This is a genomic window from Streptomyces sp. NPDC087270 (assembly GCF_044744625.1).
In the GTDB taxonomy this organism is placed as follows: domain Bacteria; phylum Actinomycetota; class Actinomycetes; order Streptomycetales; family Streptomycetaceae; genus Actinacidiphila.
Genome location: NZ_JBIUYR010000002.1, coordinates 416,238 through 438,348, shown reverse-complemented (window position 1 = coordinate 438,348; position 22,111 = coordinate 416,238). Strand labels below are relative to the sequence as shown.

The window sequence follows — 22,111 nt, the reverse complement described above, 5'->3', positions numbered from 1 at the left end:
TAGTTTCGAAGCGTGGACGAATACGGAGCGAGCCCGATGACCAGCCCGACGACGAGCACGCCGAGCATGCCGATCGGCATGCCGGTCGGCACGGCGACAGGCACCGCGACAGGCACCGCGACCCCCGCGGTGGAACTGCGTGGTGTGCGCCGGACCTACGGCCGGGGCGACGCGGCGGTGCACGCGCTGCGCGGGGTCGATCTGGCGCTGCCGCGCGGCAGTTTCACCGCGGTCATGGGGCCGTCCGGCTCCGGCAAGAGCACCTTCCTCCAGTGCGCGGCCGGCCTGGACCGCCCGTCGGGCGGCTCGGTGCTGCTCGGCGGCGAGGAGATCACCGGACTGAGCGAGAACAAGCTGACCCGGCTGCGCCGCAGCCGGATCGGCTTCGTCTTCCAGTCGTTCAACCTGCTGCCGTCCCTCACCGTCCAGCAGAACGTACTGCTGCCGCAGCGCCTGGCCGGGCAGCGCCCCGACCGGCGCCGGGCCGCGGCGATGCTGGCGCGGGTCGGCCTGGACGGGTACGGCAGGCGCCGGCCCGGCCAGCTCTCCGGCGGGCAGCAGCAGCGCGTGGCGATCGCCCGTGCGCTGGTGACCAGCCCGGAGGTGATCTTCGCGGACGAGCCGACCGGCGCGCTCGACACGGGTACGGCCCGCGACATCCTGGCGCTGATGCGGCAGGCGGTCGACGGCGGCCTGGACGGTTCCGGCCCGGCCGCGACGGTGGTGATGGTGACGCACGACCCGGTCGCCGCGTCGTACGCCGACCGGGTGCTCTTCCTGGCCGACGGGAACCTCGCGGGCGAGCTGGTCGCGCCCGACCCGACGGCCGTCGCGGACCGGATGGTCGCGCTCACCTCGCGGACCGGCGGGTCCGGCCGCGGTGCCGACGGCCGGGCCCACCGGGACTCCGTGGCCGAGGCCGCCCGCGCCACCCGGGGGAGGGTGGCGTGAACGGCCTGGCCCGCGCCTCCGTGCGCTTCCGGCCCGCGTCCTTCGTCGGCACGTTCGTCGCGCTGCTCTTCGCGGCCGCCGTGGTCACCGCGTGCGGCACCCTGCTCCAGACCGGCCTGACCGCGCACGTGCCGCCGGTCCGGTACGCCCACGTGCCGGTCGTGGTCGCGGCCGACCCGCAGGCCCACATCACCACCGGGCACGGCGACAACCAGGACTCCGACTCCGAGCCGCTCACCGACCAGCCCCGGCTCGCCACGAGCATGGCCGCCCGGATCGCCGCCCGCCCGGGCGTGGCCGCGGCCGTCCCCGACATCGCGTTCCCGGTGGGCGCGGCCCACCAGGGCGCCACGGGTGCGGGTGCGGGTGCGGGTGCGGGTGCCGGTTCGGGTGCCGGTCTGCCGCAACTGACCGGCCGGGACTGGTCCGCGCACCTGATCTCCCAGCCCCCCGGGTCCCCGTCCGGTACCGCCTCGTCCGGTACCGCCTCGTCCGGTACAGCCCCCTCCGGCACGGCCGCCGGTGGCACGGCCCACGCGCCCGGCGCGGGCGAGGTCGTGCTCGACGCCGGCACCGCCCGCGCGGCACACGTCTCCGTCGGGGACACCCTGACGCTGACCTCACCCGGCCGGACCGCCGCCTACCGCGTCTCCGGGCTGGTCCCCGCCGACCGCTCGGCCGGCCCCACCGCGTACTTCGCCGACTCCGTCGCCGGGCCGCTCTCCGGCCACCCCGGCCGGGCGGACGCCATCGCGGTCTTCCCCAAGCCGGGCGTCGGCACGGACGCGCTGGCCGACCAGGCCCGGCACGCCGTCGGCGGCCACGCGAAGGTGCGCACCGGCGACGACCGGGGCGCGGCCGAGCAGCCACAACTCGCCGAGGCCAAGGAGATGATGACCGCGATCGGCGGCTCCTTCGGCGGGATCGCCACGGCCACGGCCGTGTTCGTGGTGATGGGCACCGTCGCCCTCGCCGTCGGCCAGCGCTCCCGGGAGATCGCGCTGCTGCGCGCGATCGGCGCCACCCCGCGGCAGATCCGCAGGACCGTCGCGACCGAGGCACTGCTGGTCGCTCCGCTCGCGGGCGCCGCCGGGATCTGGCCCGGCGTCCAACTGGCCCGCTGGTGGCTGCGCCAGCTCGTCCACAAGGACGCGGTGCCGCACGGCGTGACCCTGTCCGTGGGCTGGATTCCGATGGTGGTCGCGGTCGGCGCCGGCCTGCTCGGGTCGCTCGTGGCCGGCTACCTCGCCGCGCGCCGCCCTTCGAAGGCCCGGCCCAGCGAGGCACTGGGCGAGGCCGCGGTGGAACGCCGCCGGCCCGGCGTGATCCGTACCGTGCTGGGCGTGGCCGCGGTGGTCGGCGGCTGCTTCCTGGCCGCGGTCGCCGCACACGAGACCGGCGACGACGCCGCCTCGGTGGCACTCGGCGTCGTGTTCAGCCTGATGGCCGGAGTGGCCTTCCTCGGTCCGGTGGTGGCGTGGCTCGCCGCGTCCCTGCTGGGGCTGCCGCTGCGGGCGTCCGGCTCGGTCTCCGGGATGCTGGCCGCCGCCAACACCCGTGCCGCCGCGCGCCGGTTGGCCGCCGCGATCACCCCGATCGCGCTGGTCACCGCCTTCTGCGGCACCCTGCTGTGCATGCAGGGGTCGATCACCCACGCCACGTCCCGGCAGATCCACCAGGCGGTCGTCGCGGACCAGGTGGTCGGCTCCGACGGCGCCGGACTGCCGGCCGCCACCGCCGACCGCGCCGCCGCGCTGCACGGCGTGGACACCGCGGTCGGCGTCCTGCGCACCGGCGCGCTCATCCGGGAGAGCGGGGCACTGGACTCGGAGAACCTGATCGGCGTCTCCGGCGACCCCGCCGCCCTGCCCAAGGTGCTCCAACTCGGCGTGAAGAGCGGCTCGCTGGCCGACCTCACCGGCGACGGCGGTACGGTCGCGGTCGACACGCTGCTGGCCGGCAGCGCCCACGCGAAGGTCGGCGGCCACCTCTCGCTCTGGCTCGGCGACGGCACCCAGATCCGGCCCAAGGTGGTCGCCGTCTACGAACGGGGCCTCGGGATGGGCCAGTTGCTCATGCCGCGCGCCGCGGTCGCCGCACACGCGAACACGGCGTACGACGCGCAGGTGCTCGTGCACGACGCGCCCGGCGCCGACCCGGCCGCCGTGCAAAGGGAGTTGGCCGGGCTCGGGGTGCCCGGGCTCACTGTCACCGACCGGGCCGGATACCGCGCGCAGGCCGACAAGAACCTCGAACTCAACGCCTGGTCCAACCAGGTGATGGCCGCCGTGCTCGGCGGGTTCGCGACCGTCGCCGCCGCCAACACCCTGGTGATGACGGTCCTCGACCGGCGCCGTGAGATCGCGCTGCTGCGGCTGGCGGGCACGACCCGGCGGCAGGTGCTCGGGATGATGCGCTGGGAGGCGCTGGTCGTCGCCGCGGGCGGGCTCGTCATCGGCGGGGCGATCGCGTGGATCACCCTCGTGCCGATCGCCCGCGGGCTGACGGGCGCGAGCCCGTACGTGCCGCCGGGCACCGCCGGCGGCATCGTGGGGGGTGCGCTGGTGCTGGCCCTGGCCGCCACCGCCCTTCCCACCCGGGCGCTCCTGCGGCGTCCCGCGGCGACGGCTCCGCCCGAGTAGCCCCTCCGCCCGAGTGGCCCCGCCCGGCCCCCGCCGGGCGGGGCCACGGGAACGAGACGGGAACCGTAACGGCGGGCCCCCGCAGGATGACTCACGCGGAAACGGACATTCGCGCCCGGAGATGGGCATTCCGCGTTCGTGCCGCGTTACGGCACACGTCACTTCCGCTGCCAAGCATCCCCGTGGGTGCCCCACGCCCGGGGCCGCTCGTACGCCTCAGCCTCCCCACGGGGGAACGAAATGCCCGCACCCGAGCCCGCCCGAACCCCTCCCCACGTCGACCGCCGCACCCTGCTGATCGCCTCCGGTACCGGCCTCGCGGCAGCGGGAGGCGCCGCCGCCTGGCTGTTCGGCCCCGGCTCCGACCGGGCCAGCGCCCGGGCGGCCACGGCGCCGACCGCTTCCGTGTCCGTCTCCACCCCGAGCACCCCGAGCACCGCGACCGGCGCCACCACGGCAGCCCCGACGGCGCCGCCGGGGCCGACGACCATCGGGACCACCCTGCACTCCGTGGCCACCCCCACCGGCAAGGGCTCGTACCGCCGGCTGGCCGACGGCCCCGGGTGGAAGCGGGTGGTCCGCGCCGACCTCGCCCCCGCGCACCCCGGCCGCGCGGACCGCCGTACCGCGATCGCCGCGTTCGTCCAGCTCACCGACCTGCACGTGATGGACGTGCAGTCGCCGCTGCGGATGGAGTGGATGCGCGAGCACGGCCCGCACGACTGGCGCCCGCACGAGGCGCTGTCCGTGCTGAGCACGCTCTCGCTCATCGACCGGGTGAACAGCCTGCGCGGCGGCCCGGTCACCGGCCACCCGCTGTCGTTCGCGATCACCACCGGCGACAACACCGACAACAACTCCACGATCGAGCTCGACTGGTTCCTCTCCGCGATGAGCGGCGGCCGGATCGACCCCAACACCGGTGACCCGCAAGCCTTCGAGGGCATCCAGAACTCCGGGCTACCGCTGTTCTGGCAGCCGGAGAGCGCCCGCACCGACGCCGACAAGAAGCTCGGCTTCCCGCACCTGCCCGGCTACCTGTCCGCCGCGATGCGCCCGCTCACCGCGCCCGGCCTGAAGATCCCGTGGTACTCGACGGTCGGCAACCACGACGCCCTGTTCAGCGGTGCCTACCGGTCCGGCCCGCACGGGTCGTTCGCCGGGCAGATCGCGGCCGGCGACCGCAAGCTGGAGCAGGTGCCGCACGCCGACATGCTGCGCGTGTACAAGGCCGTCAACGCGCAGCAGGACCCGGACGGCACGCTGGTGCGCGAGGTGCTCCAGCACTACGCCCGCACCGCGCGCACGGTCACCCCGGATGTGCGCCGCGCCCCCTTCACCCCGCAGGAGTACCTGGCCGCGCACCTCGACCCGCGCCGTACGGGCGCCGGTCCGGTCGGTCACGGCTACGCCGCCGAGGGCGTGGACGCCGACCACATGTACTACAGCTTCCCGGTCGCCGACGGCGTGCTCGGCATCAGCCTGGACACCACCGACCGGGGCGGCTCGTTCCTCGGCTCGATCGGCTCCGAGCAACTCGCCTGGCTGGGGCGCACCCTGGCCGCGCACGAGGACCAGCACATCCTGGTCTTCAGCCACCACGCCGCCCACAGCATGACGAACCTGCGCACCGACCCGGCCCGCCCGCGCGAGAAGCGGCACAGCGGCGCGGAGTTGACCGCGCTGCTGAAGAAGCACCCGAACGTGCTGGCCTGGATCAACGGGCACAGCCACCACAACCGCATCGACCCGCGAGGCACCTTCTGGGAGGTCAACACCGCCTCCCACGTGGACTATCCGCAGCTCGGCCGGGTCATCGAGATCGTCGACAACCACGACGGGACGCTGTCGCTGATCACCACGCTGATCGAGTCCGCGGCGCCGCACCGGACCGACTTCCACGATCTGTCGACCGCCGGACTGGCTTCCCTGTACCGGGAGTTGGCCTTCAACGCGCCCGGTGCCGACATCTCCTCGGCGAGCGGTGCCGCACACGACCGCAACGCCGAGTTGCTGCTCGGGAAGCGGTGAGGACGGTGAAGGCGCGCCGAGGGGCCGGCCGGGAGCCGCTCAGCGCGGGGTGACCACCACGTAGGCGGCCGGGTCGAGTTCGCAGGACGCCATCAGCGCGGTCCTGACCACGGCCGCCTGCAGTTCCATCGCGTCGTGCAGTTTGGCGGGGGACAGGAACACCATCGTGATGCCCAGCGCCTCCAGGTGCTCGCGCTGCCGGGCGTAGTGGGACCACAGCGCGGCGTCGTCCGGGTCGAGGCAGACCGCGACGCCGTGCTCGGGCCAGAACGCGTCCACCCCGCCCAGCGGCGGGCCGCCGGGCAGCCGCAGGTCCACGTTCCATACCGGGTCGGGCAGTTGGTGGCAGTGCACCATCATGTACAGCCGCTGCTCGGCCATCGCGCGGTCCTCGCTGCGCAGCACGTCCACCGCGCGCCGCACCTGCGGGCGGGCCAGCAGCCCGGCCCGGGACAACTCCCGCAGTACGGCGGTGCCGTCGCAGTACCCGGACCGCACCGCCTCGGAGAGCAGCGCGCGTACGGCGTCGGTGTCGTCGAGTTCGGCGACCGCGTCGGCCACCGCGCGCGGCACCGGAGCGCAGGGCAGCCCCACCACGTCCAGCGGGCGCGGCAGTTCGCGGGTGCGGTGCACGCTGACGTCACCCGCGTCGCGCAACCGCCGTTGCCACGGCACGAGCACGTCGATCACCGGGAGGCCGATCAGCGGAGGCACCGACGCGAAGTGGTACAGCGCGAGCGCGGCGAGCCCCGTCACCATCGCCTCCCGGCCGCCGCCGACCGGGCCGTGGCCGCCCGGATCGCGGCCTGCGTACAGCAGCGCGGCCCGTACGCGTTCCTCGCTGCTGGGTGGGCCGGAGTGCAGCAGGCACACCTGCGGCAGGATCTGCTGCCAACGGCCGCCCGGGCGGCAGCGGTCGGCGATCTCGGCCGCGGTCAGGCCGAGTTCACGAAGTTGACGGAACGTCAGTACGGTCTCGTCGCAGTCGTCGAGGCGGTCCAGGGCGTGGGGGGTGAGGTCGTTCGCGTTCATGGCCGAGTGTTTCCCGCGGAACGGGTGGTTACTAACCGTTGTTACACGCTCGTCGACAAACCAGGACAACGCCGGGCTAAAGTCCCGCCCCGCCCCTGCCGAGCTCCTTCCCTTCCCGCCACCCGAGTGAACGTTCCTCCACCCCCTCGGCCACGACGACGCAGCCGTGACCCCCAGCCCGGCCCCCGCGCCCCCAGGGGGGCGCGGGGAACCGCGCGCTCAGCCCACCACCGCGGCGCGCCGGGCCCGCAAGCCCAGCCCCCGCGGCGAGTCGGTCCGCCCGCCGAAAGCTTCCGCGGCGAGTCGGTCCGCCCGCCGAAAGCTTCAGCGGCGGGCGTCGCACTCCTGCGCACGAACCGCCCGTGCCAGGTCGTCGCGGCCCTCAAGGACGAGGCGCCGCAGCGCGGGAGCCGCTTCGCTCCGTTCGGAGAGCCACTCGTCGGTCGCCGCGAGGACGAGGGACCCCTGCTGGAGGGAGGGGTAGAGCCCGCGCACGACATCCATCGCGATCTCGATCGACCGCTCGGCCCAGACCCGTTCGATCGCGGCGAAGTAGGGAGCGACGTAGGGCTCGCCCAAGTCCCGTTGCCCGGGCTGGGAGAACCCCGCGATGGTCGCTTCGACGAGCGCGTTGGACAGGGCGTCGGACTCGACCACGGAGGCCCAGGCGGCAGCCTTGACCTCGGGGTCGGGCCGGGCCGCGAGGCACCGCACCTCGTGCCGGTTCCCGGACGCGGTGTCGTCCCTGGCCCGCTCCGCGGCGATCACGTCCGCGCCGGCCACGCCCTCAGCCGTGAGGGCCTCCAGGAACGTCCACCGCAGCTCCTGGTCGACATCGAGCCCGTCGATCTTCGCGGACCCGTCCAACAGCCCCTGCAGCAGCTGCAGATCGGCCGCCGAGGAGGAGACCGCCGCGAAGAAGCGGGCCCACGCCAGCTGGTGGCCGCTGCCCGGCTCGGCCAGCCGCAACTCGTGCAGCGCGCCCTCCGAAAGAGCCGCGCCCGCCTCCTGCCGCGCGTCCGGCGCCACGTAGTGGACCAGCGCGGTCCGCGCCTGGAGGTGCAGGGTCTGGAGGACCCCGATGTCGCTCTCCTGCCCGGCGAAGCGCAGCACCAGGTCCAGGTAGTCCCGCGCGGGCATCAACGCGTCCCTGGTCAGGTTCCACACCGCCGACCAGGCCAGCGCCCGCGCGAGCGGGTCCGCGAGGTCGCCGAGCCGCTCGCGGAGCGTGGCCAGCGAGACCTCGTCGAAACGGGTCTTGGCGTACGTCAGGTCGTCGTCGTTGACCAGCACCAGATCCGGCCGCGGCTGCCCGGCCAGCTCGGCCACCGTCGTGGACGGCCCGGCCACGTCGGCCTCCGCGCGGGCGTAGCGCTCCAACGTGCCGTCGGGCGTGCGCCGGTACAGGCCCACCGCGACCCGGTGCGGGCGCAGCCGCGGCTGCGAGCCGTCCGCGGTCTGCGCCACCGACAGCTCGGTGATCCGGTCCTGCGCGTCACAGACCACCTGCGGCGTCAGCGAGTTGACACCCGCGGTCTCCAGCCACGCCGCCGACCAGGCGGCCATGTCCCGGCCCGAGGTCTCCGCGAGCACCGACAGCAGGTCCGCCAGCGTGGTGTTGCCGTACGCGTTCCGCTTGAAGTACCGCCGGGCCGCCTCCAGGAACGCCTCCCGCCCCACGTACGCGACGAGTTGCTTGAGCACCGAGGCGCCCTTGGAGTACGTGATCCCGTCGAAGTTGAGCTTCGCCGCCTCCAGGTCCGGGATGTCGGCCACCACCGGGTGGGTGGAGGGGAGTTGGTCGGCCCGGTAGGCCCACGCCTTGCGGCGGTTGGCGAAGGTGATCCACCCCTCGGTGAACTCGGTCGCCTCCACCTGCGCGAAGGCGCCCATGAAGTCGGCGAACGACTCCTTGAGCCACAGGTCGTCCCACCACCGCATGGTCACCAGGTCGCCGAACCACATGTGCGCCATCTCGTGCAGGATGACGTTCGCCCGGTGCTCGTACGACGTCCGGGTCACCTTGCCGCGGAAGACGTACTCCTCGCGGAACGTGACGCACCCGGGGTTCTCCATCGCGCCGAGGTTGTACTCCGGCACGAACGCCTGGTCGTACTTCCCGAACGGGTACGGGTAGTCGAAGTTCTCGTGGAAGAAGTCCAGCCCGCGCTTGGTGACGTCGAAGATCGCGTCGGCGTCGAAGTGCCGGGCCAGCGAGCGGCGGCACAGCGCGGACAGCGGGATGTCCAGCACCGCGCCGTCGGGGTGCGTGCGCGCGTAGTGGTCGTGCTCCACGTGGTACGGCCCCGCGACCACCGCGGTGATGTAGGTGGAGATCGGCTGGGTCGGCACGAACGCGGTGGTGGCGCCGCCACCCTCGGCCGGCGTCGGGTCACCGTCCGCCGCGCCGTTGCTGAGCACCGTCCAGCCCTCGGGCGCGGTCACCCGGAAGGAGAACGGCGCCTTCAGGTCCGGCTGTTCGAAGTTCGCGAACACCCGCCGGGAGTCGGCCGGTTCGTACTGCGTGTAGAGGTAGACCTCGCCGTCCTCGGGGTCCTCGAAGCGGTGCAGGCCCTCGCCGGTCCGGCTGAAGGCACACCGCGCGTCCACCACCAGGGTGTTGCGCTCGGCCAGGCCGTCCAGCGCGATCCGCGCCCCGTCGAAGACCGCCGCCGGGTCCAGCTCCCGGCCGTTGAGGCGCACCGACGTCACCGAGGGCGCGATCAGGTCGGCGAAGGTCGAGGCACCCGGCCGCGCGCAGCGGAAGTCGATCACCGTGGTCGACCGGAAGGTGCGCGGTTCGCCCTCGGCGGCCGGCCCGACCGCGGAGCGCACGTCCAGCGCCACGTCGTACCGCTCCACGGACAGGATCGCGGCCCGCTCGCGGGCCTCCTCACGGCTCAGGTTCTCGCCGGGCACGTGGCGGCTCCTCTCGGTCATGGCACTCCTGCCGGTGGACGCGCCGGATCGCGGCGCCCTGGCATCCTCCCACGGCCCCTGCGAGGTGGCAGCGGGGAATGACCCGGGGTGCGGAGTGCGTTGTACGTCAGGGTGGAAGGTGCCGACCGACGACCGCCGACCGCCCGTCCCTGACACGATGTTGTGAACGAGGAGCATGCCGTGACCGCGACCGCCGCTGAGAAGACCCCGGCCGATTTCTGGTTCGACCCGCTGTGCCCCTGGGCCTGGATGACCTCCCGCTGGATGCTGGAGGTGGAGAAGGTCCGCCCGGTCGAGGTGCGCTGGCACGTGATGAGCCTCGCGGTGCTCAACGAGGACAAGCTCGACACCCTCCCGGAGCAGTACTCCACCTTCCTGCGCGAGGCATGGGGCCCGGTCCGGGTCGTCATCGCCGCCCAGGAACTGCACGGCGACGCCGTGGTCGGCCCGCTCTACACCGCGCTGGGCACCCGCTTCCACAACCAGGCGAAGCCCAAGACCCGCGAGACCATCGTGGAGGCCCTGGAGGAGGTCGGCCTGCCCGCGTCGCTCGCGGACCACGCGGACTCCGACGAGTACGACACGCAGTTGCGCGCCTCCCACAAGGAGGGCATCGACAAGGTCGGCCAGGAGGTCGGCACCCCGGTGATCGCCGTCCCCGGCGCCGACGGCGAGCAGATCGCCTTCTTCGGCCCGGTCGTCACCCCCGCGCCCAAGGGCGAGGAGGCGGCCCAACTGTGGGACGGCACCTTGATGGTCGCCGCGATCCCGGGTTTCTACGAGATCAAGCGCACCCGCACCCAGGGCCCGATCTTCGACTAGGAGCACCCGCCCCGCCATGCCGCACCTCGCCCTGACGGCCCTGGTCGTACGCGACTACGACGAGGCCCTCGACTTCTACACCCGCGCCCTCGGCTTCGAGCTGCGCGAGGACAGCCCGCGTGGCGACGGCAGCCGCTGGGTGGTCGTCGCGCCGCCCGGCGCCCGGGAGTCGGCCCTGCTGCTGGCCCGGGCCGCCACCCCCGCGCAGGCCGAGCGGATCGGCGACCAGAGCGGTGGCCGGGTCGGCTTCTTCCTCCACACCGACGACTTCGCCCGCGACCACGCCCGGATGGCCGCGGAAGGCGTCGTGTTCGAGGAGCCGCCCCGGCGCGAGCCGTACGGCACGGTCGCCGTCTTCCGCGACCTGTACGGCAACCGCTGGGACCTGCTCCAGCCCGCGTAGCGCGGGTACGCGCCTTGGTGGAATCCCACAGCGCCCGCGGCGTACGGGGCGGCCCCGCACCGGCCGCCCCGTACCCGTGTTCGCGGGTCCTCATGGCGTGACGAGTCTCACGTGAGCTGCTGAAATGGCGTACGGCGACGGGCCGGTGGGGGAGCGGCGGTAGGGCTCGGGTCGCGGGTGAAGCCTCCAAGGGTGACCGCCGTGCTTTGTAGGGGTCCGACGATGATCAACGCGCGGGTGCTGCGCTAGCGTCGCGATGTCCCGACCGCCCTCGCACCTCGCGGAGTCACCCATGAGCACCGCCGCTTCCTCGGCCCCCGGCACCGTACTCGCCGATCTGCTGCCCGCCTCCTCGGTCAACCGGGCCCGGCTGCGGGACGCCGCGCTCGTGGTCGGCGGCGCCGTGCTCACCGGTCTGGCCGCGCAGATCTCGGTTCCTGTGCCGGGGTCGCCGGTGCCGGTCACCGGGCAGACCTTCGCGGCGCTGCTGGTCGGCACCGCGCTCGGCGCCCGCCGCGGCTTCGCCGCCCTCGGGTTGTACGCGGTCGCGGGGGTCGCCGGGCTGCCCTGGTTCGCGGAGGGCAGCTCCGGCTGGTCCATGCCCACGTTCGGCTACATCCTCGGGATGATGCTCGCCTCCGCGGTCGTCGGTGCCCTCGCCCGCCGCGGCGGTGACCGTACGGTGCTGCGGACCGCCGGCGTCATGGTGCTCGGCTCCGCCGTCGTCTACGCGGTCGGCGTGCCCTACCTCGCGCACGCCGCCCACCTCTCCACCGCCGACGCCCTCCGGCTCGGCCTGCGCCCCTACCTGCTCGGCGACGCGCTCAAGGCCGCCCTCGCGATGGGCTTCCTCCCCGCCGTGTGGCGCGCCCTCGACCGCTGAGCAAGAAGGGTGCCCTGACCCCCGGGGTGCCCGGTGCTGTCGGTTCAGGGACCACCCGCCGGTCCTGGGTCGGCCGCGCCCAAAGGGGCGCGGGGAACTGCGCGACCAGCCCTCCACCGGGCAGGTGGTCCCGTTCCGACGGAACCGCCCACCCCGGAGGGACCCCCACCGGGCAGGTGGTCCCGGGGGCGACCGGGCCGGGCACCCCGGGGGGTGGAAGAATCACCGCATGCGCGTCTACCTCGGCTCGGATCACGCCGGCTTCGAACTCAAGAACCACCTCGTCGAGTGGCTGAAGGCCAACGGCCACGAGCCCGTGGACTGCGGTCCGCAGATCTACGACGCGGTGGACGACTACCCCCCGTTCTGCCTGCGCGCGGCGAGCCGTACGGTCGCCGACCCCGGCACCCTGGGCATCGTGATCGGCGGCTCGGGCAACGGCGAGCAGATCGCCGCGAACAAGGTGAAGGGCGTCCGCGCCGCACTCGCGTGGAGCGAGCAGACCGCCTCGCTCGCCCGCCAGCACAACAACGCCAACGTGCTGAGCATCGGCGCCCGCATGCACACGCAGGAGGAGGCGGTGAAGTTCGCCGAGGTCTTCCTCGCCACGCCGTACTCGCAGGAGGCACGCCACCAGCGCCGGATCGACATGCTCGACGCCTACGAGGCGACCGGCGAGCTCCCCCCGATCCCGGCCCACCACCCGCAGCAGGACTGACACCGCACAGCAGGGCTGACACCGCACAGCAGGACCGACTCCACACGGCAGGACCGACACCACCGATGCCCGAGGGCCACACGATCCACCGGCTGGCACAGGAGTGCCTGGAGCGGTTCGCCGGCTGGACGACCCGGGTCGGCAGCCCGCAGGGCAAGTTCGCCGACAGCGCGGCGCTGCTGGACGGCGCCGTGCTGGACGGCGTGGACGCGCACGGCAAGCACCTGTTCCTCGGCTTCGAGGGGCGGGGCTGGGTGCACATCCACCTCGGCCTGATCGGGAAGATCGCGTTCGACGGGGACGCGGTGACCGACACCGTACGGCTGCGGCTGGTCGGCGGCCGGCACGGCGACCAGGCGATGAACCTGCGCGGCCCGGCCGCCTGCGAGCTGATCACCGATGGTGAGAAGCAGGCGATACACGACCGGCTCGGCCCCGACCCGCTGCGCGCGGGCGACGACCCCGGCCGCGCCTACACCCGTATCTCCCGCTCCCGGATCTCCGTCGCCGCGCTGCTGATGGACCAGAAGGTGCTCGCCGGCGTCGGCAACGTCTACCGCGCGGAGGTGCTCTTCCGGCACGGCGTCGACCCGTTCCTGCCCGGCCGGGCGCTGTCCCGCCCGCTGTGGGACGCGATGTGGGCCGACCTGGTCGGGCTGATGCGCGAGGGCGTGCGCACCAACCGGATCGACACGGTGCGCCCCGAGCACGAACCGGAGGCCATGGGGCGCCCGCCGCGCCGCGACGACCACGGCGGCGAGGTCTACGTCTACCGCCGTACCGGGCAGCCGTGCCTGATCTGCGGGACCGAGGTGCGCACCCGGCCGCTCGCGAACCGCAACCTCTTCTGGTGCCCCACCTGCCAGCCGCCGGCGCCCGAGTCCGCGCTCGCCGCCGACCGCTGAGCGCGCACGTCCGACGGCCGAGCCGGGCGGACCGCCGAGCCCCCGGGGCCGTTGAGCCCGCAGGACCGCCGCACCGCCGCACCGCCGCACCGCCGGACCACCGCACCGCCGGACCACCGCACCTCGCGGACCGTCGAACCCGGGAGACCACCGGACCCGGTCCCGTACGGGGCATCCGGCGGCGGTCAGTCCACCGGGACGCCCTGCGGCGACTTGATCCGCTTCATGATCATCTGCGAGTTCACGTCGGAGACCCCCGGCAGCGCGATCAGCTTGTCGGTCCAGAACCTCTCGTACGCGTCGGAGTCCGCCACCGCGATGCGCAGCAGGCAGCCCGGCGCGCCGTAGAGCCGGTACGCCTCCACCACGTCGGGGGTCGACTGCACCTCGGCCTCGAACGCGGCGACCGAGTCGCGGTCGCGGTGCACCTCGACCGACGCGAAGACCTCGAAGCCCCGGCCGACCGCGGCCGGTTCGACCACCGCGCGGTAGGTCTGGATCACTCCGTCGTCCTCCAACTGCCGCACCCGGCGCAGGCAGGGGGAGGGGGTCAGGCCCACCCGCTGGGCCAGTTCCTGGTTGGTCAGCCGGCCGTCGGCCTGGAGCTCGCGCAAGATACTTCTGTCGATGGCATCCATAAGAGGGATTCCTACCACGATATGGCGGACTACCGATCAGTATTAGCAATCATATGGCAGGTCTACGCGCATATCATTGTGCTGGGGAATGCCGTGCGCCCGGGGAGGCGCGACACCAGTCAGGGAGGCTGCGCATCGTGCGTCACGTCGTGGTCATCAGCACCGGGGGAACCATCGCCAGCCGCTGGCAGGGCGACGGATACGCGGCCGAGGCCGCCGGACAGGAAGTACTCGCCGCGGGCGCCGTGCCCGAAGGGGTGGACGTGAGCGTGGTGGACCTGTTCACCGTGAACAGCTCACGGCTCACCACCGCCCACCAACTGCGGCTGCTGCACGCCGTGCACGAGGCGCTCGCCGATCCCGGCGTGGACGGCGTCGTGGTCACCCACGGCACCGACACCCTGGAGGAGTCCGCCTTCTTCCTCGACCTGTTCCACCACGACCGCCGACCGGTCGTGCTCACCGGCGCCCAGAAGCCGCTGGACGCCGAGGACGGCGACGCCGCGGGCAACCTCTACGACGCCCTGCTGACCGCCGCCTCCGGCCGCGACATCGGCGCCGTGATCGTCTTCGGCGGGCAGGTGTACGCCGCCCGGGGCACCGTCAAGAAGCACACCGTGGACGCGCACGCCTTCGGCGATCCCGACGGACTGCCGCTCGGCCGGCTGGAGTTCGGCCGGGTGAGCTGGGGCCGCCGCCGCCCGCGGCCGGTCCCGCTGCCGATGCCCGCGGTGGACGCGGTCGGCCCCCGGGTCGACATCCTCACCCACCACAGCGACGCCGACGCGGTGCTGCTGAACGCCGCGCTGGGGGCCGGCGCCCGCGGCCTGGTGGTGGCCGGCACCGGCGCGGGCAACGCGAACCCCGAGGTCGCCGCCGCGGTGCGCGAAGCCGTCGCCGACGGCGTGCTGGTACTGGTCAGCACCAGGGTCGCCGCGGGGGCCGTCGCGCCGCTGTACACCGGTGGCGGGGCGGTCGACCTGGTCGCCGCCGGTGCACGGCTGGCCGGCTCGCTGCGCCCCGCCCAGGCCCGGATCGCGGTGCTGGCCGCGCTGCTGGCCACCCCCGAGGGCGAGGACGCCGGGCAGACCCTGGACGCGATCCTGCGGGCCGCCCCGCAGGCGCTGCGGGCGTCAGAGCTTTATCTGGTTGATGGTGTCGGCCACTGAGTTGAGGAAGCGGTTGATGTCCGGCGCCATGTTCGTCGAGGCCAGGAAGAACCCGAACAGCGCGGCCACGATGGCCGGTCCGGGCTTTATGGACTTCGAGCGGATCATCACGACCAGCACGATCGCCAGCAGCAGTGCGGCAGACAGGGAGATAACCATGACGGATCACTTCCTCTTTCGGTAATGCCGGTCCGGGGACCGCGCCGCCGCCCCCGCCTCGCCCGTTCCCATGGTGCCATCAGCCACGGACACAGGAGACGTGTCTGGACCCATAGTCCCATTCCCGTGGGCTAGTCCCGGCACACCACGAGCAACGCCCTGTCGTCGTTGACGTCTTTGGCGACCGCCTCGATCAACCGCCAAGCGGAGCCCCGGAATCCGCCTGCCACCAGGCGGTCCGCCTCGCCGATCAGCCGGTCCATGCCCTCGGAGATCTCCCGGTCCGGCGTCTCCACCAGGCCGTCGGTGAACAGCATCAGCACGTCACCCGACCCCAACGTGCCCTTGACGCCATGGAATTCGGCCCCGTCGTACACCCCCAGCAGGGGCCCTTCGGCCGCCATCTCCTCCCAACGGCCGGTCCCCGCGTGCAGTTGCACCCCCGGCAGGTGGCCCGCCGACAGCAACTCGTAGTCGCCGCTCTCCAGATCGAGCACCAGGTGCACCGAAGTGGCGAAGCCCTCCTCCCAGTTCTGCCGCAGCAGGTAGCCGTTGGCAGCGCCGAGGAACGCGTGCGACGGCAGCGAGCCCAGCAGCCCGCCGAACGCCCCGGACAGCAGCAGCGAGCGGGACGCCGCGTCCATGCCCTTGCCGGACACGTCGGTGAGCACCGCCTCCAGCACCCGGCCGTCCGAACTGCGGGTGGCGACCACGAAGTCACCGGAGAAGGACTGCCCGCCGGCCGGGCGCAGCGCCATCTCCGCGTGCCACCCGCCGGGCAGCCGCGGCAGCCGGCTCTGCACCCTGATCCGCTCGCGCAGGTCGAAGAGCATGCTGTGGCCGCGCCGCCAGGGCACCCCGACCCGGGCTCTGAACTGGGCTATCACCAGGCCGACCAGCGCCACCGCGGTGACCAGCAGCACCGTGCCCGGCGTCACCCGGCCCGGGCCCTCCCGGTACGGGCCGAGCACCGCCGACTCCACCACCATCGCCAGCGCCGAGCCCGCGTAGAGCAGCAGTAGGCTCGCCGGGCGCAGCAGCAGCCCGCCGGCCAGGATCGGCAGCACCAGCGCCTCCGGCGGGCACCACACCGGCACGTTGACCGACGCGTACGCCAGGGCCGGGATCGCCACCGCCACCGCCGCCAGCCCGGCCCACTCCGAGGCGTCGCCCCTGAAGTAGTCGACCGCGGAACGGCGCACGGTCAACCGGGCCCGGTGCAGCCTTCTGCGCCACCGGAGCCCGAGCTCACCCTTTGCCGTCGCTTTATCCATGTCCCGGCGACCCTACCCACCGATTGCCGCGCCGTGCAGGGCGGATGGCCTGTGAGGTTGCGCGGGGCCGCAAGGACAGGGTGCCCACCGCGGTCCTGACGAGCAACGGGTCCGGCGGCGCGGAAATGTGTTCGCCGCAGTCCGCACCCGCCTGGTAGGGAGGGGGCATGACCATCGAACTGCGCGGCGCCGACCCGGACCAGTGGGACTACCTCTTCGACCGGGTGGTGCGCGCCTTCCACGCGAACCCCGACGCCGTCGAGGAGCGCGCCGGATGGCGCAGCGTCTTCGAGTTCGACCGGCTGACCACGGCCTGGGACGGCGACGAGGCGGTGGGCACCGCGGGCCTGCACTCGTTCCGGATGACCGTCCCCGGCGGCGGGCTGCTCGACGCCGCCGGCGTGACAATGGTCACCGTCCAGCCCACCCACACCCGGCGCGGCATCCTCACCTCGATGATGCGCCGCCAGCTCGACTCGCTGCACGACGGCGGCGAGTCCGTCGCGATCCTCACCGCCTCAGAGCCGGTCATCTACGGCCGCTTCGGATACGGCACCGCCACCCAGGAGTTGACCGGCACCGTCGACACCACCCGGGTCGCGTTCGCCGTCCCCGAGGGCACCGACGCGGTCCGGCTGCGGCTGGTGCGGCCCGCCGATCCCGCGGCGCTCGCCGCCTGCGAGGCGGTCTACGCCGACCTGGTGCCCGGGCGGGCCGGGATGCTCGCCCGGCAGCCGCACTGGGAGAACCTGCCGATCGTCGACGCGCCCGCGGCCCGCCACGGCGCCGGCCCCCTGGTGTGCGTCCTGGCCGAGACCGACGGCGAGGTACGCGGCTACGCCCGCTACGCCGTCGCCCACCGGTCGGTCGGCGGTCACCGCGAAAGCACCGTCAACCTGCGGGACATCGCGGCCCTCGACCCGGCGACCTATGCCGCGTTGTGGCGCTACCTCGCCTCGATCGACCTCACCAGCGCGGTGCACTTCGACAACCGCCCGGTCGACGACCCGCTGCTGCACCTCGTCTCCGACCAGCGCCGCTGCGACCTCGGCGTGCTCGACAGCCTCCACCTGCGGCTGGTCGACGTCGGTGCCGCGCTGGCCGCCCGCGCCTACTCCGTCCCGGTCGACCTGGTGCTCGACGTCACCGACGCCTTCTGCCCCTGGAACGCCGGGCGCTGGCGGTTGACCGGCGACCCCAAGGGCGCGACCTGCGAGCGCACCACCGACCCGGCCGACCTCGCCCTCGACGTCAAGGACCTCGGCGCCGCCTACCTCGGCGGCCCCACCCTCCGCGCCATGTCCGGCGCCGGCCTGATCCGGGAACTGCGCCCCGGCGCCCTCCCCACAGCCTGCGACGCCTTCCACACCACCCCAGCCCCCTGGCTCCCCCACGGCTTCTGACCCCGCAAGCGCGGCTCCCCCTTGCCTGCCCCGGTGGGAGCCGCACATCCCCAGGGGCGCGCGGGGGTACCTCCCAGGCGAAGCTCCGGGGGAGCACGGCGCGGGAACCCGTGGTGACCTCGTACGGGCCCGTACAGGGCCTTTGGGGCGTCCGGCCCGCTGCTCCCCGTGGTTTCCCCTCCTTCGCCCGTCAGACGGGCACGTGGCGGGCACGTGGGGCACACCCGCTGCTCGTCCTCGAACTCCTCGACGGACGGCGGCAACCAGTACTCCCGTTCCACGTCGGTGAGCCGGGCACGCCGTACCTCATCGATCGCTTCGAGGTCTGCGCAGACAACGGTGTGCGCCGGCATCACGAGGTCGTTGGGCAGGGCGGCTCTATCCCTCTGACCCGTACGGCGACTGAGCCGACGACGTACGTTGAGTAGCTAGCCCGGATCGGCTCGATCCGCCACCAGTACCGACGCGGTACCTCCCTGGCCCGCGTCGGTCTGGTCGCCAGACGTACCCAGCGGTCGTAGTTGGTGAGCACGGTCCGCACCGCCATGCCGTACCTGGGGCACTCGTCAGGCTCGATCGGATCGAAGCTCTCCGGGCCTGGGTCGGGCCTTGGCAGAGCAGTTGCCCGTCGGTCTGCGCCATCTCGTTGGCGAGCCGGTTCCAACACGGATCGCACCACATCGCCTCAAGCGCGATCACCACCCCGCGCTTCTGCACCGGCCGCCCCGGGTCGCCGCAGTCCTCACACACGTGCCGCTGTTCGGTGCGCCCACCACCCATACCTCCGAGTGTGAGCACGTGGGTGCGCGGAGCAGCAGGGCGAGTTCAAGCCCAATCCTGTGGTTTGGGCGAGCCCGCCGGTTTGACGGCGAGGTAGTGTGCGACGGCTACGCGTCCTCGTCCTCTTCCAGTCCAAAGCTCTCGGGAATCGACATCATCGCATTCCGGAAACGCGGCTGGGCCTCCTCGGCGGCCGCCTGCCGAAAGAGCTGTGCCAACTTGCTCCGGTCCTCGGTTTCAAGCCCATCGAACTGTGCCGCAACATCTTCGAACCACGTGGTGGCCAGGTCCGGGTCGACCTCGTCATCGGTAGTCAGGTCAATGGCACTGATCATCTGCGCCATCGCCTTCACCACCGTGCTCAGCAACTGATCGCTCACGATATAGCCCCCGCACCCCGCGTCCCCATGGGCACAGACTATTCGGCGATGGAGATCACTCGTAGGCGCCCCTGCCGCACTTGACCCCCAGAGCATAGGTTCAAGGGTTTCCGCAGATCAGGGGCGTTTGGGGTCACGTCCGGCCGTGCGGCAGAGCTACTGAAGTTGAAAGGGTGATGTCGGAGGAAGTGATGGCTGTCGTGGGCACGAGAGGCGGGACCTTCGGCAGGCACTCCGGACGAGTCCTCACCACTCGAAGGTCTTCCACTCCTGTCGGGGGATGCAGCCCTCCGTGGTGTCCCAGCAACGGTGGGCCCATGCCTCTGCCACCAGCACTGGGCGGCTCAGCACGATGTCGCCAGCCCGCTGGGCCCGAAGCACCAGGCCGAGCTGAGCCGAGCACGGATCGGCGCACTGCGAGTACTGCAGGTCCTTGTTGTGCGTCTCGAGGTAGTCGGTGAACTGATCCTCCAGACGTGATGGCACCTGACCCACGAGGCACATCCCGTTCAGGGCCACCTGTGGGCCGCGGAGGGCGTTGACCGCAATGCCTGCCAGGCCGATCGACCGGCCGTAGTACACGGTTACCGCCGGCCCGGAGAACCGTGCATCAGGTCGCTGCGCCAGCCAAAAGTCAGCCCGCACCTCGTTTCCGGAAGAACCTTCTCGGAGAGCGGTCTGCAGGACGCCATCGACTGCCGCCTCTGCCTGCTCATGCGTCATGCCGAACTCCAGAGGCCCGACATGCTCGAACGGCGAGAACAGCCATCGAAGGCGCCTCTTCTCGTCCAGCACACCCCAGACGTCCGTTGCCACCGATCAACCTCCGGTCAGTAGTGAACTTCAGCCTGGACGGCAGGCAGCGCGAAGATACTGGTCCTGTTCGATCGCGGATGCAGCGGTACCACTCCCGGACGCCGACTGGCTGGTCGTCTACTCGCCATCGTGCAGGGCCAAGCCGGTGCCGACGAGGCAGCCGCCAACCAGGTCCTGGCGCTACTGGATCTTCTTGAGCCGGTGTTGCACGGTTCTGGTGATCTCGCTGAGGTCCGCGGCGGCCAGGTTGCCGAGGTCGCGCTTGACCAGCGACCAGATGCCTTCGGTCGGGTTGAGGCCAGGTGCGTAGGCCGGCAGTTGGAACACAGTGAGCCACTCGGCGTTCGCGGCTATGAACTCCCGAATTCCAGCTGTCAGGTGGAGCCGCAAGTTGTCCCGTGGTCGCAATGACGGTCATCTCTATATTTGGGATGACGACGAATCGCGAAATCCCACAAAGGGAAAATAACTCCCCAGAGGGCGATATTCCCACTGCTCGCAGCGGCGACTCGGCATCGAACGAAGCGGAAGTCCCAGCGGAACCCTGAGAAAACAGTCAGCGATCACAACTCTTCCCATCCGGTCTGCCGTCGGCCCGCACTCCTCCCACGACGAACCCGCGGTCGACATCGGGGTGGGGCCATCCCGGAGCTGGAGTGCCCCCGCCGGAGGCATCGTCTTGACCCTGGCTGTTCGATCTCGCCTCATGCCGCCGGCCAACCCATCGCGGGCGCGCGCGGTGGTGGTTGCGCCAGCACGGCCGAGACAGGAGCGGGCGCGGCGGGAGCCTTGAATGAAGTAGGGAGACCTGTAACAACCCTGGGCCGTTGGCCGGTTGGGCGGTCTTGTGTGGTGATCGGCTCCGCTGCTGCGATGGGTCGAACGACATGGTTCGGCGTGGGGGATGGGCGTGGACGAGTTACGGGTCTCGGTGTGGAAGCGGTACGGCCAGGATCGGCTGTACGTCAACACGCTCAAGGGGGAAGCCGCCGCCTGGCAGGATCGCCGGACCGGTGAGGTCCACATCGTCATTGAGGCGCTGGGCGAAGCCGCACGTGCAGCTCTGGCCGCCTACGAAACGCAGGCTCCCGAACCCGCCCCGTCCGCTCCCGCTCTCCTTGCTCCGCAGCCGATCGCACAGACGCCTCCCCCGATCCCCCCGGACTTCGACCTCGCTCTGCACAAACCCGGCGACTCCCTACGCGGGCTTGCCGCGGAGCGGCCGAGCTTCGTCGCGCGCATCTTCGCATGGCTGATGCGGCGGCCGGTCAAAACTGACTCCTGGAACCTCGGCATCGCGGGTGAACAAGTCATAGGCGCGGAGCTGAACCGGCTGACGCGCCGTGGGTGGTACGTGCTGCACTCCGTGCCGCTCCCACGCATCAAGGCGGACATAGATCACCTGCTGATAGGGCCGGGCGGAGTCTTCACCGTCAACGCCAAGAACCACCGCGGCCGGCGGATATGGGTCGGCGACCACGCCGTACGGGTGGACCACGGCAAGGCGCACCCGTATCTCCGCACCGCACGCCGGGAAGCCGCACGCGCAGCCCGCGTACTGACCAGTGCGTGCGGGTTCCCCATCACGGTCACGGGCATCCTGGCCTTCGTCTCGCCGGCGGAACTCCGCGTGGTCCCCACCCTCCTCGACGTGCGGGCCTTCAAGGACCGTGACCTGTCGTCGCTCGCTCCTCTGTCGGGAGTGCTCACGGCCGCTCAGGCACAGCAGGTGTTCCAGGTCGCCCGGGACCGGCGTCTGTGGGAGAGCGCTTGACCGGTGCGGCGCCACCGTCGGGGGACGGAGTACCAGCGGAGGAGTGGGTGCGTTCGATCCATGAACCTGTCCGCGGAAGACGCCCGCGAGCACTTCGCCGCCTCGCCGGTCGCGCGCCTGGCGGCGCGGGAACCCCCTCACCAAGAGGTGGTCCCTCAGCCGACAGCACCAGGCACCCCGGTGGGTCAGGGCGCCGGCGCCGACGCAACTGGAGCGGGCGACGGGAATCGAACCCGCGTAGCTAGTTTGGAAGACTAGGGCTCTACCATTGAGCTACGCCCGCGACGCCAAGATTCTGGCACACCGCATGGTAGCCGGTCGAACCGGCTCCGCGGCGGGCGTGAATACGGGCTGCCCGGGCGTACGGAGGCATGTACTCTACGTGTCGCAC

At 72.3% G+C, this 22,111-nt stretch carries 19 protein-coding genes and 1 tRNA gene; 11 read left to right on the top strand and 9 right to left on the bottom strand.

The window, feature by feature from the left end; genetic code table 11:
- The first annotated feature begins 78 nt into the window (after positions 1 to 78).
- The 3 genes from ACIPAE_RS05360 to ACIPAE_RS05350 all read left to right on the top strand — a co-directional run bounded on the left by ACIPAE_RS05360 (position 79) and on the right by ACIPAE_RS05350 (position 5,624).
- Entirely contained in the window at positions 79 to 951 is an 873-nt protein-coding gene (locus ACIPAE_RS05360) for an ABC transporter ATP-binding protein (RefSeq protein ID WP_402443310.1), read from the top strand.
- Entirely contained in the window at positions 948 to 3,593 is a 2,646-nt protein-coding gene (locus ACIPAE_RS05355) for an FtsX-like permease family protein (protein ID WP_402443025.1), read from the top strand. The genes ACIPAE_RS05360 and ACIPAE_RS05355 overlap by 4 nt, the downstream gene beginning before the upstream one ends.
- A gap of 240 nt (positions 3,594 to 3,833) precedes the next feature.
- The gene (locus tag ACIPAE_RS05350; protein ID WP_402443023.1) at positions 3,834 to 5,624 is read left to right on the top strand and encodes a TIGR03767 family metallophosphoesterase; all 1,791 of its coding nucleotides are present in this window, start codon (positions 3,834 to 3,836) and stop codon (positions 5,622 to 5,624) included.
- A 39-nt stretch (positions 5,625 to 5,663) separates the two neighbouring features.
- Here ACIPAE_RS05350 and ACIPAE_RS05345 read toward each other — a convergent pair whose 3' ends face one another.
- The gene (locus ACIPAE_RS05345; protein ID WP_329369385.1) at positions 5,664 to 6,656 is read right to left on the bottom strand and encodes a hypothetical protein; all 993 of its coding nucleotides are present in this window, start codon (positions 6,654 to 6,656) and stop codon (positions 5,664 to 5,666) included.
- Positions 6,657 to 6,980: 324 nt separating this feature from the next.
- Positions 6,981 to 9,575: an aminopeptidase N gene (gene pepN / locus ACIPAE_RS05340; RefSeq protein WP_402443308.1), complete on the bottom strand. Its 2,595-nt coding sequence runs from the start codon at positions 9,573 to 9,575 to the stop codon at positions 6,981 to 6,983.
- A gap of 201 nt (positions 9,576 to 9,776) precedes the next feature.
- Here pepN and ACIPAE_RS05335 point away from each other — a divergent pair, with 201 nt between their 5' ends.
- From ACIPAE_RS05335 to ACIPAE_RS05315, 5 genes are all read left to right on the top strand, one after another.
- Entirely contained in the window at positions 9,777 to 10,418 is a 642-nt protein-coding gene (locus tag ACIPAE_RS05335) for a DsbA family protein (protein ID WP_328464193.1), read from the top strand.
- 16 nt (positions 10,419 to 10,434) lie between these two features.
- Positions 10,435 to 10,821: a VOC family protein gene (locus ACIPAE_RS05330; protein ID WP_328464191.1), complete on the top strand. Its 387-nt coding sequence runs from the start codon at positions 10,435 to 10,437 to the stop codon at positions 10,819 to 10,821.
- A gap of 292 nt (positions 10,822 to 11,113) precedes the next feature.
- Positions 11,114 to 11,704, top strand: a complete 591-nt coding sequence (locus ACIPAE_RS05325; RefSeq protein WP_328464189.1) for a biotin transporter BioY — start codon at positions 11,114 to 11,116, stop codon at positions 11,702 to 11,704.
- 229 nt (positions 11,705 to 11,933) lie between these two features.
- Positions 11,934 to 12,422, top strand: coding sequence for a ribose-5-phosphate isomerase (locus tag ACIPAE_RS05320; RefSeq protein ID WP_402443019.1), 489 nt, complete (start codon positions 11,934 to 11,936; stop codon positions 12,420 to 12,422).
- A 65-nt stretch (positions 12,423 to 12,487) separates the two neighbouring features.
- Complete coding sequence (locus ACIPAE_RS05315; protein ID WP_402443017.1) at positions 12,488 to 13,327, top strand: Fpg/Nei family DNA glycosylase; 840 nt, start codon at positions 12,488 to 12,490, stop codon at positions 13,325 to 13,327.
- A 185-nt stretch (positions 13,328 to 13,512) separates the two neighbouring features.
- Here the strand turns inward: ACIPAE_RS05315 and ACIPAE_RS05310 are convergent, their stop codons facing one another.
- Positions 13,513 to 13,965 (bottom strand): Lrp/AsnC family transcriptional regulator, encoded by a 453-nt coding sequence (locus ACIPAE_RS05310; protein WP_328464183.1) that lies wholly within the window; start codon positions 13,963 to 13,965, stop codon positions 13,513 to 13,515.
- A 137-nt stretch (positions 13,966 to 14,102) separates the two neighbouring features.
- On the opposite strand from ACIPAE_RS05310, the gene ACIPAE_RS05305 reads away from it, so the two are divergent.
- Positions 14,103 to 15,134, top strand: a complete 1,032-nt coding sequence (locus ACIPAE_RS05305) for an asparaginase (protein ID WP_329369392.1) — start codon at positions 14,103 to 14,105, stop codon at positions 15,132 to 15,134.
- Here the strand turns inward: ACIPAE_RS05305 and ACIPAE_RS05300 are convergent.
- Complete coding sequence (locus ACIPAE_RS05300) at positions 15,099 to 15,293, bottom strand: hypothetical protein (protein WP_328464179.1); 195 nt, start codon at positions 15,291 to 15,293, stop codon at positions 15,099 to 15,101. The genes ACIPAE_RS05305 and ACIPAE_RS05300 overlap by 36 nt on opposite strands.
- 131 nt (positions 15,294 to 15,424) lie before the next feature.
- Entirely contained in the window at positions 15,425 to 16,567 is a 1,143-nt protein-coding gene (locus ACIPAE_RS05295; RefSeq protein WP_328464178.1) for a PP2C family protein-serine/threonine phosphatase, read from the bottom strand.
- A gap of 167 nt (positions 16,568 to 16,734) precedes the next feature.
- Here ACIPAE_RS05295 and ACIPAE_RS05290 point away from each other — a divergent pair, with 167 nt between their 5' ends.
- Positions 16,735 to 17,970, top strand: coding sequence for a GNAT family N-acetyltransferase (locus tag ACIPAE_RS05290; RefSeq protein ID WP_402443014.1), 1,236 nt, complete (start codon positions 16,735 to 16,737; stop codon positions 17,968 to 17,970).
- An 887-nt stretch (positions 17,971 to 18,857) separates the two neighbouring features.
- Here the strand turns inward: ACIPAE_RS05290 and ACIPAE_RS05285 are convergent.
- From ACIPAE_RS05285 to ACIPAE_RS05275, 3 genes are all read right to left on the bottom strand, one after another.
- Positions 18,858 to 19,130: a hypothetical protein gene (locus tag ACIPAE_RS05285; protein WP_402443012.1), complete on the bottom strand. Its 273-nt coding sequence runs from the start codon at positions 19,128 to 19,130 to the stop codon at positions 18,858 to 18,860.
- A 246-nt stretch (positions 19,131 to 19,376) separates the two neighbouring features.
- On the bottom strand, positions 19,377 to 19,946 hold the full coding sequence (locus ACIPAE_RS05280) for a hypothetical protein (RefSeq protein WP_402443010.1): 570 nt from the start codon (positions 19,944 to 19,946) through the stop codon (positions 19,377 to 19,379).
- A gap of 180 nt (positions 19,947 to 20,126) precedes the next feature.
- Entirely contained in the window at positions 20,127 to 20,336 is a 210-nt protein-coding gene (locus ACIPAE_RS05275; protein WP_402443307.1) for a transposase, read from the bottom strand.
- Positions 20,337 to 20,850: 514 nt separating this feature from the next.
- Here ACIPAE_RS05275 and ACIPAE_RS05270 point away from each other — a divergent pair.
- Entirely contained in the window at positions 20,851 to 21,720 is an 870-nt protein-coding gene (locus ACIPAE_RS05270) for a nuclease-related domain-containing protein (protein ID WP_402443008.1), read from the top strand.
- Between the two features lie 209 nt (positions 21,721 to 21,929).
- Here the strand turns inward: ACIPAE_RS05270 and ACIPAE_RS05265 are convergent.
- A tRNA-Gly gene (locus tag ACIPAE_RS05265) sits at positions 21,930 to 22,003 on the bottom strand.
- Positions 22,004 to 22,111: the final 108 nt, after the last annotated feature.

Coding starts and splice junctions, on each gene's coding strand:
- ACIPAE_RS05360 (WP_402443310.1), top strand. CDS start 79: ATGCCGGTCGGCACGGCGACAGGCACCGCGACAGGCACCGCGACCCCC.
- ACIPAE_RS05350 (WP_402443023.1), top strand. CDS start 3,834: ATGCCCGCACCCGAGCCCGCCCGAACCCCTCCCCACGTCGACCGCCGC.
- ACIPAE_RS05345 (WP_329369385.1), bottom strand. CDS start 6,656: ATGAACGCGAACGACCTCACCCCCCACGCCCTGGACCGCCTCGACGAC.
- ACIPAE_RS05330 (WP_328464191.1), top strand. CDS start 10,435: ATGCCGCACCTCGCCCTGACGGCCCTGGTCGTACGCGACTACGACGAG.
- ACIPAE_RS05325 (WP_328464189.1), top strand. CDS start 11,114: ATGAGCACCGCCGCTTCCTCGGCCCCCGGCACCGTACTCGCCGATCTG.
- ACIPAE_RS05320 (WP_402443019.1), top strand. CDS start 11,934: ATGCGCGTCTACCTCGGCTCGGATCACGCCGGCTTCGAACTCAAGAAC.
- ACIPAE_RS05315 (WP_402443017.1), top strand. CDS start 12,488: ATGCCCGAGGGCCACACGATCCACCGGCTGGCACAGGAGTGCCTGGAG.
- ACIPAE_RS05310 (WP_328464183.1), bottom strand. CDS start 13,965: ATGGATGCCATCGACAGAAGTATCTTGCGCGAGCTCCAGGCCGACGGC.
- ACIPAE_RS05300 (WP_328464179.1), bottom strand. CDS start 15,293: ATGGTTATCTCCCTGTCTGCCGCACTGCTGCTGGCGATCGTGCTGGTC.
- ACIPAE_RS05295 (WP_328464178.1), bottom strand. CDS start 16,567: ATGGATAAAGCGACGGCAAAGGGTGAGCTCGGGCTCCGGTGGCGCAGA.
- ACIPAE_RS05290 (WP_402443014.1), top strand. CDS start 16,735: ATGACCATCGAACTGCGCGGCGCCGACCCGGACCAGTGGGACTACCTC.
- ACIPAE_RS05270 (WP_402443008.1), top strand. CDS start 20,851: ATGGGCGTGGACGAGTTACGGGTCTCGGTGTGGAAGCGGTACGGCCAG.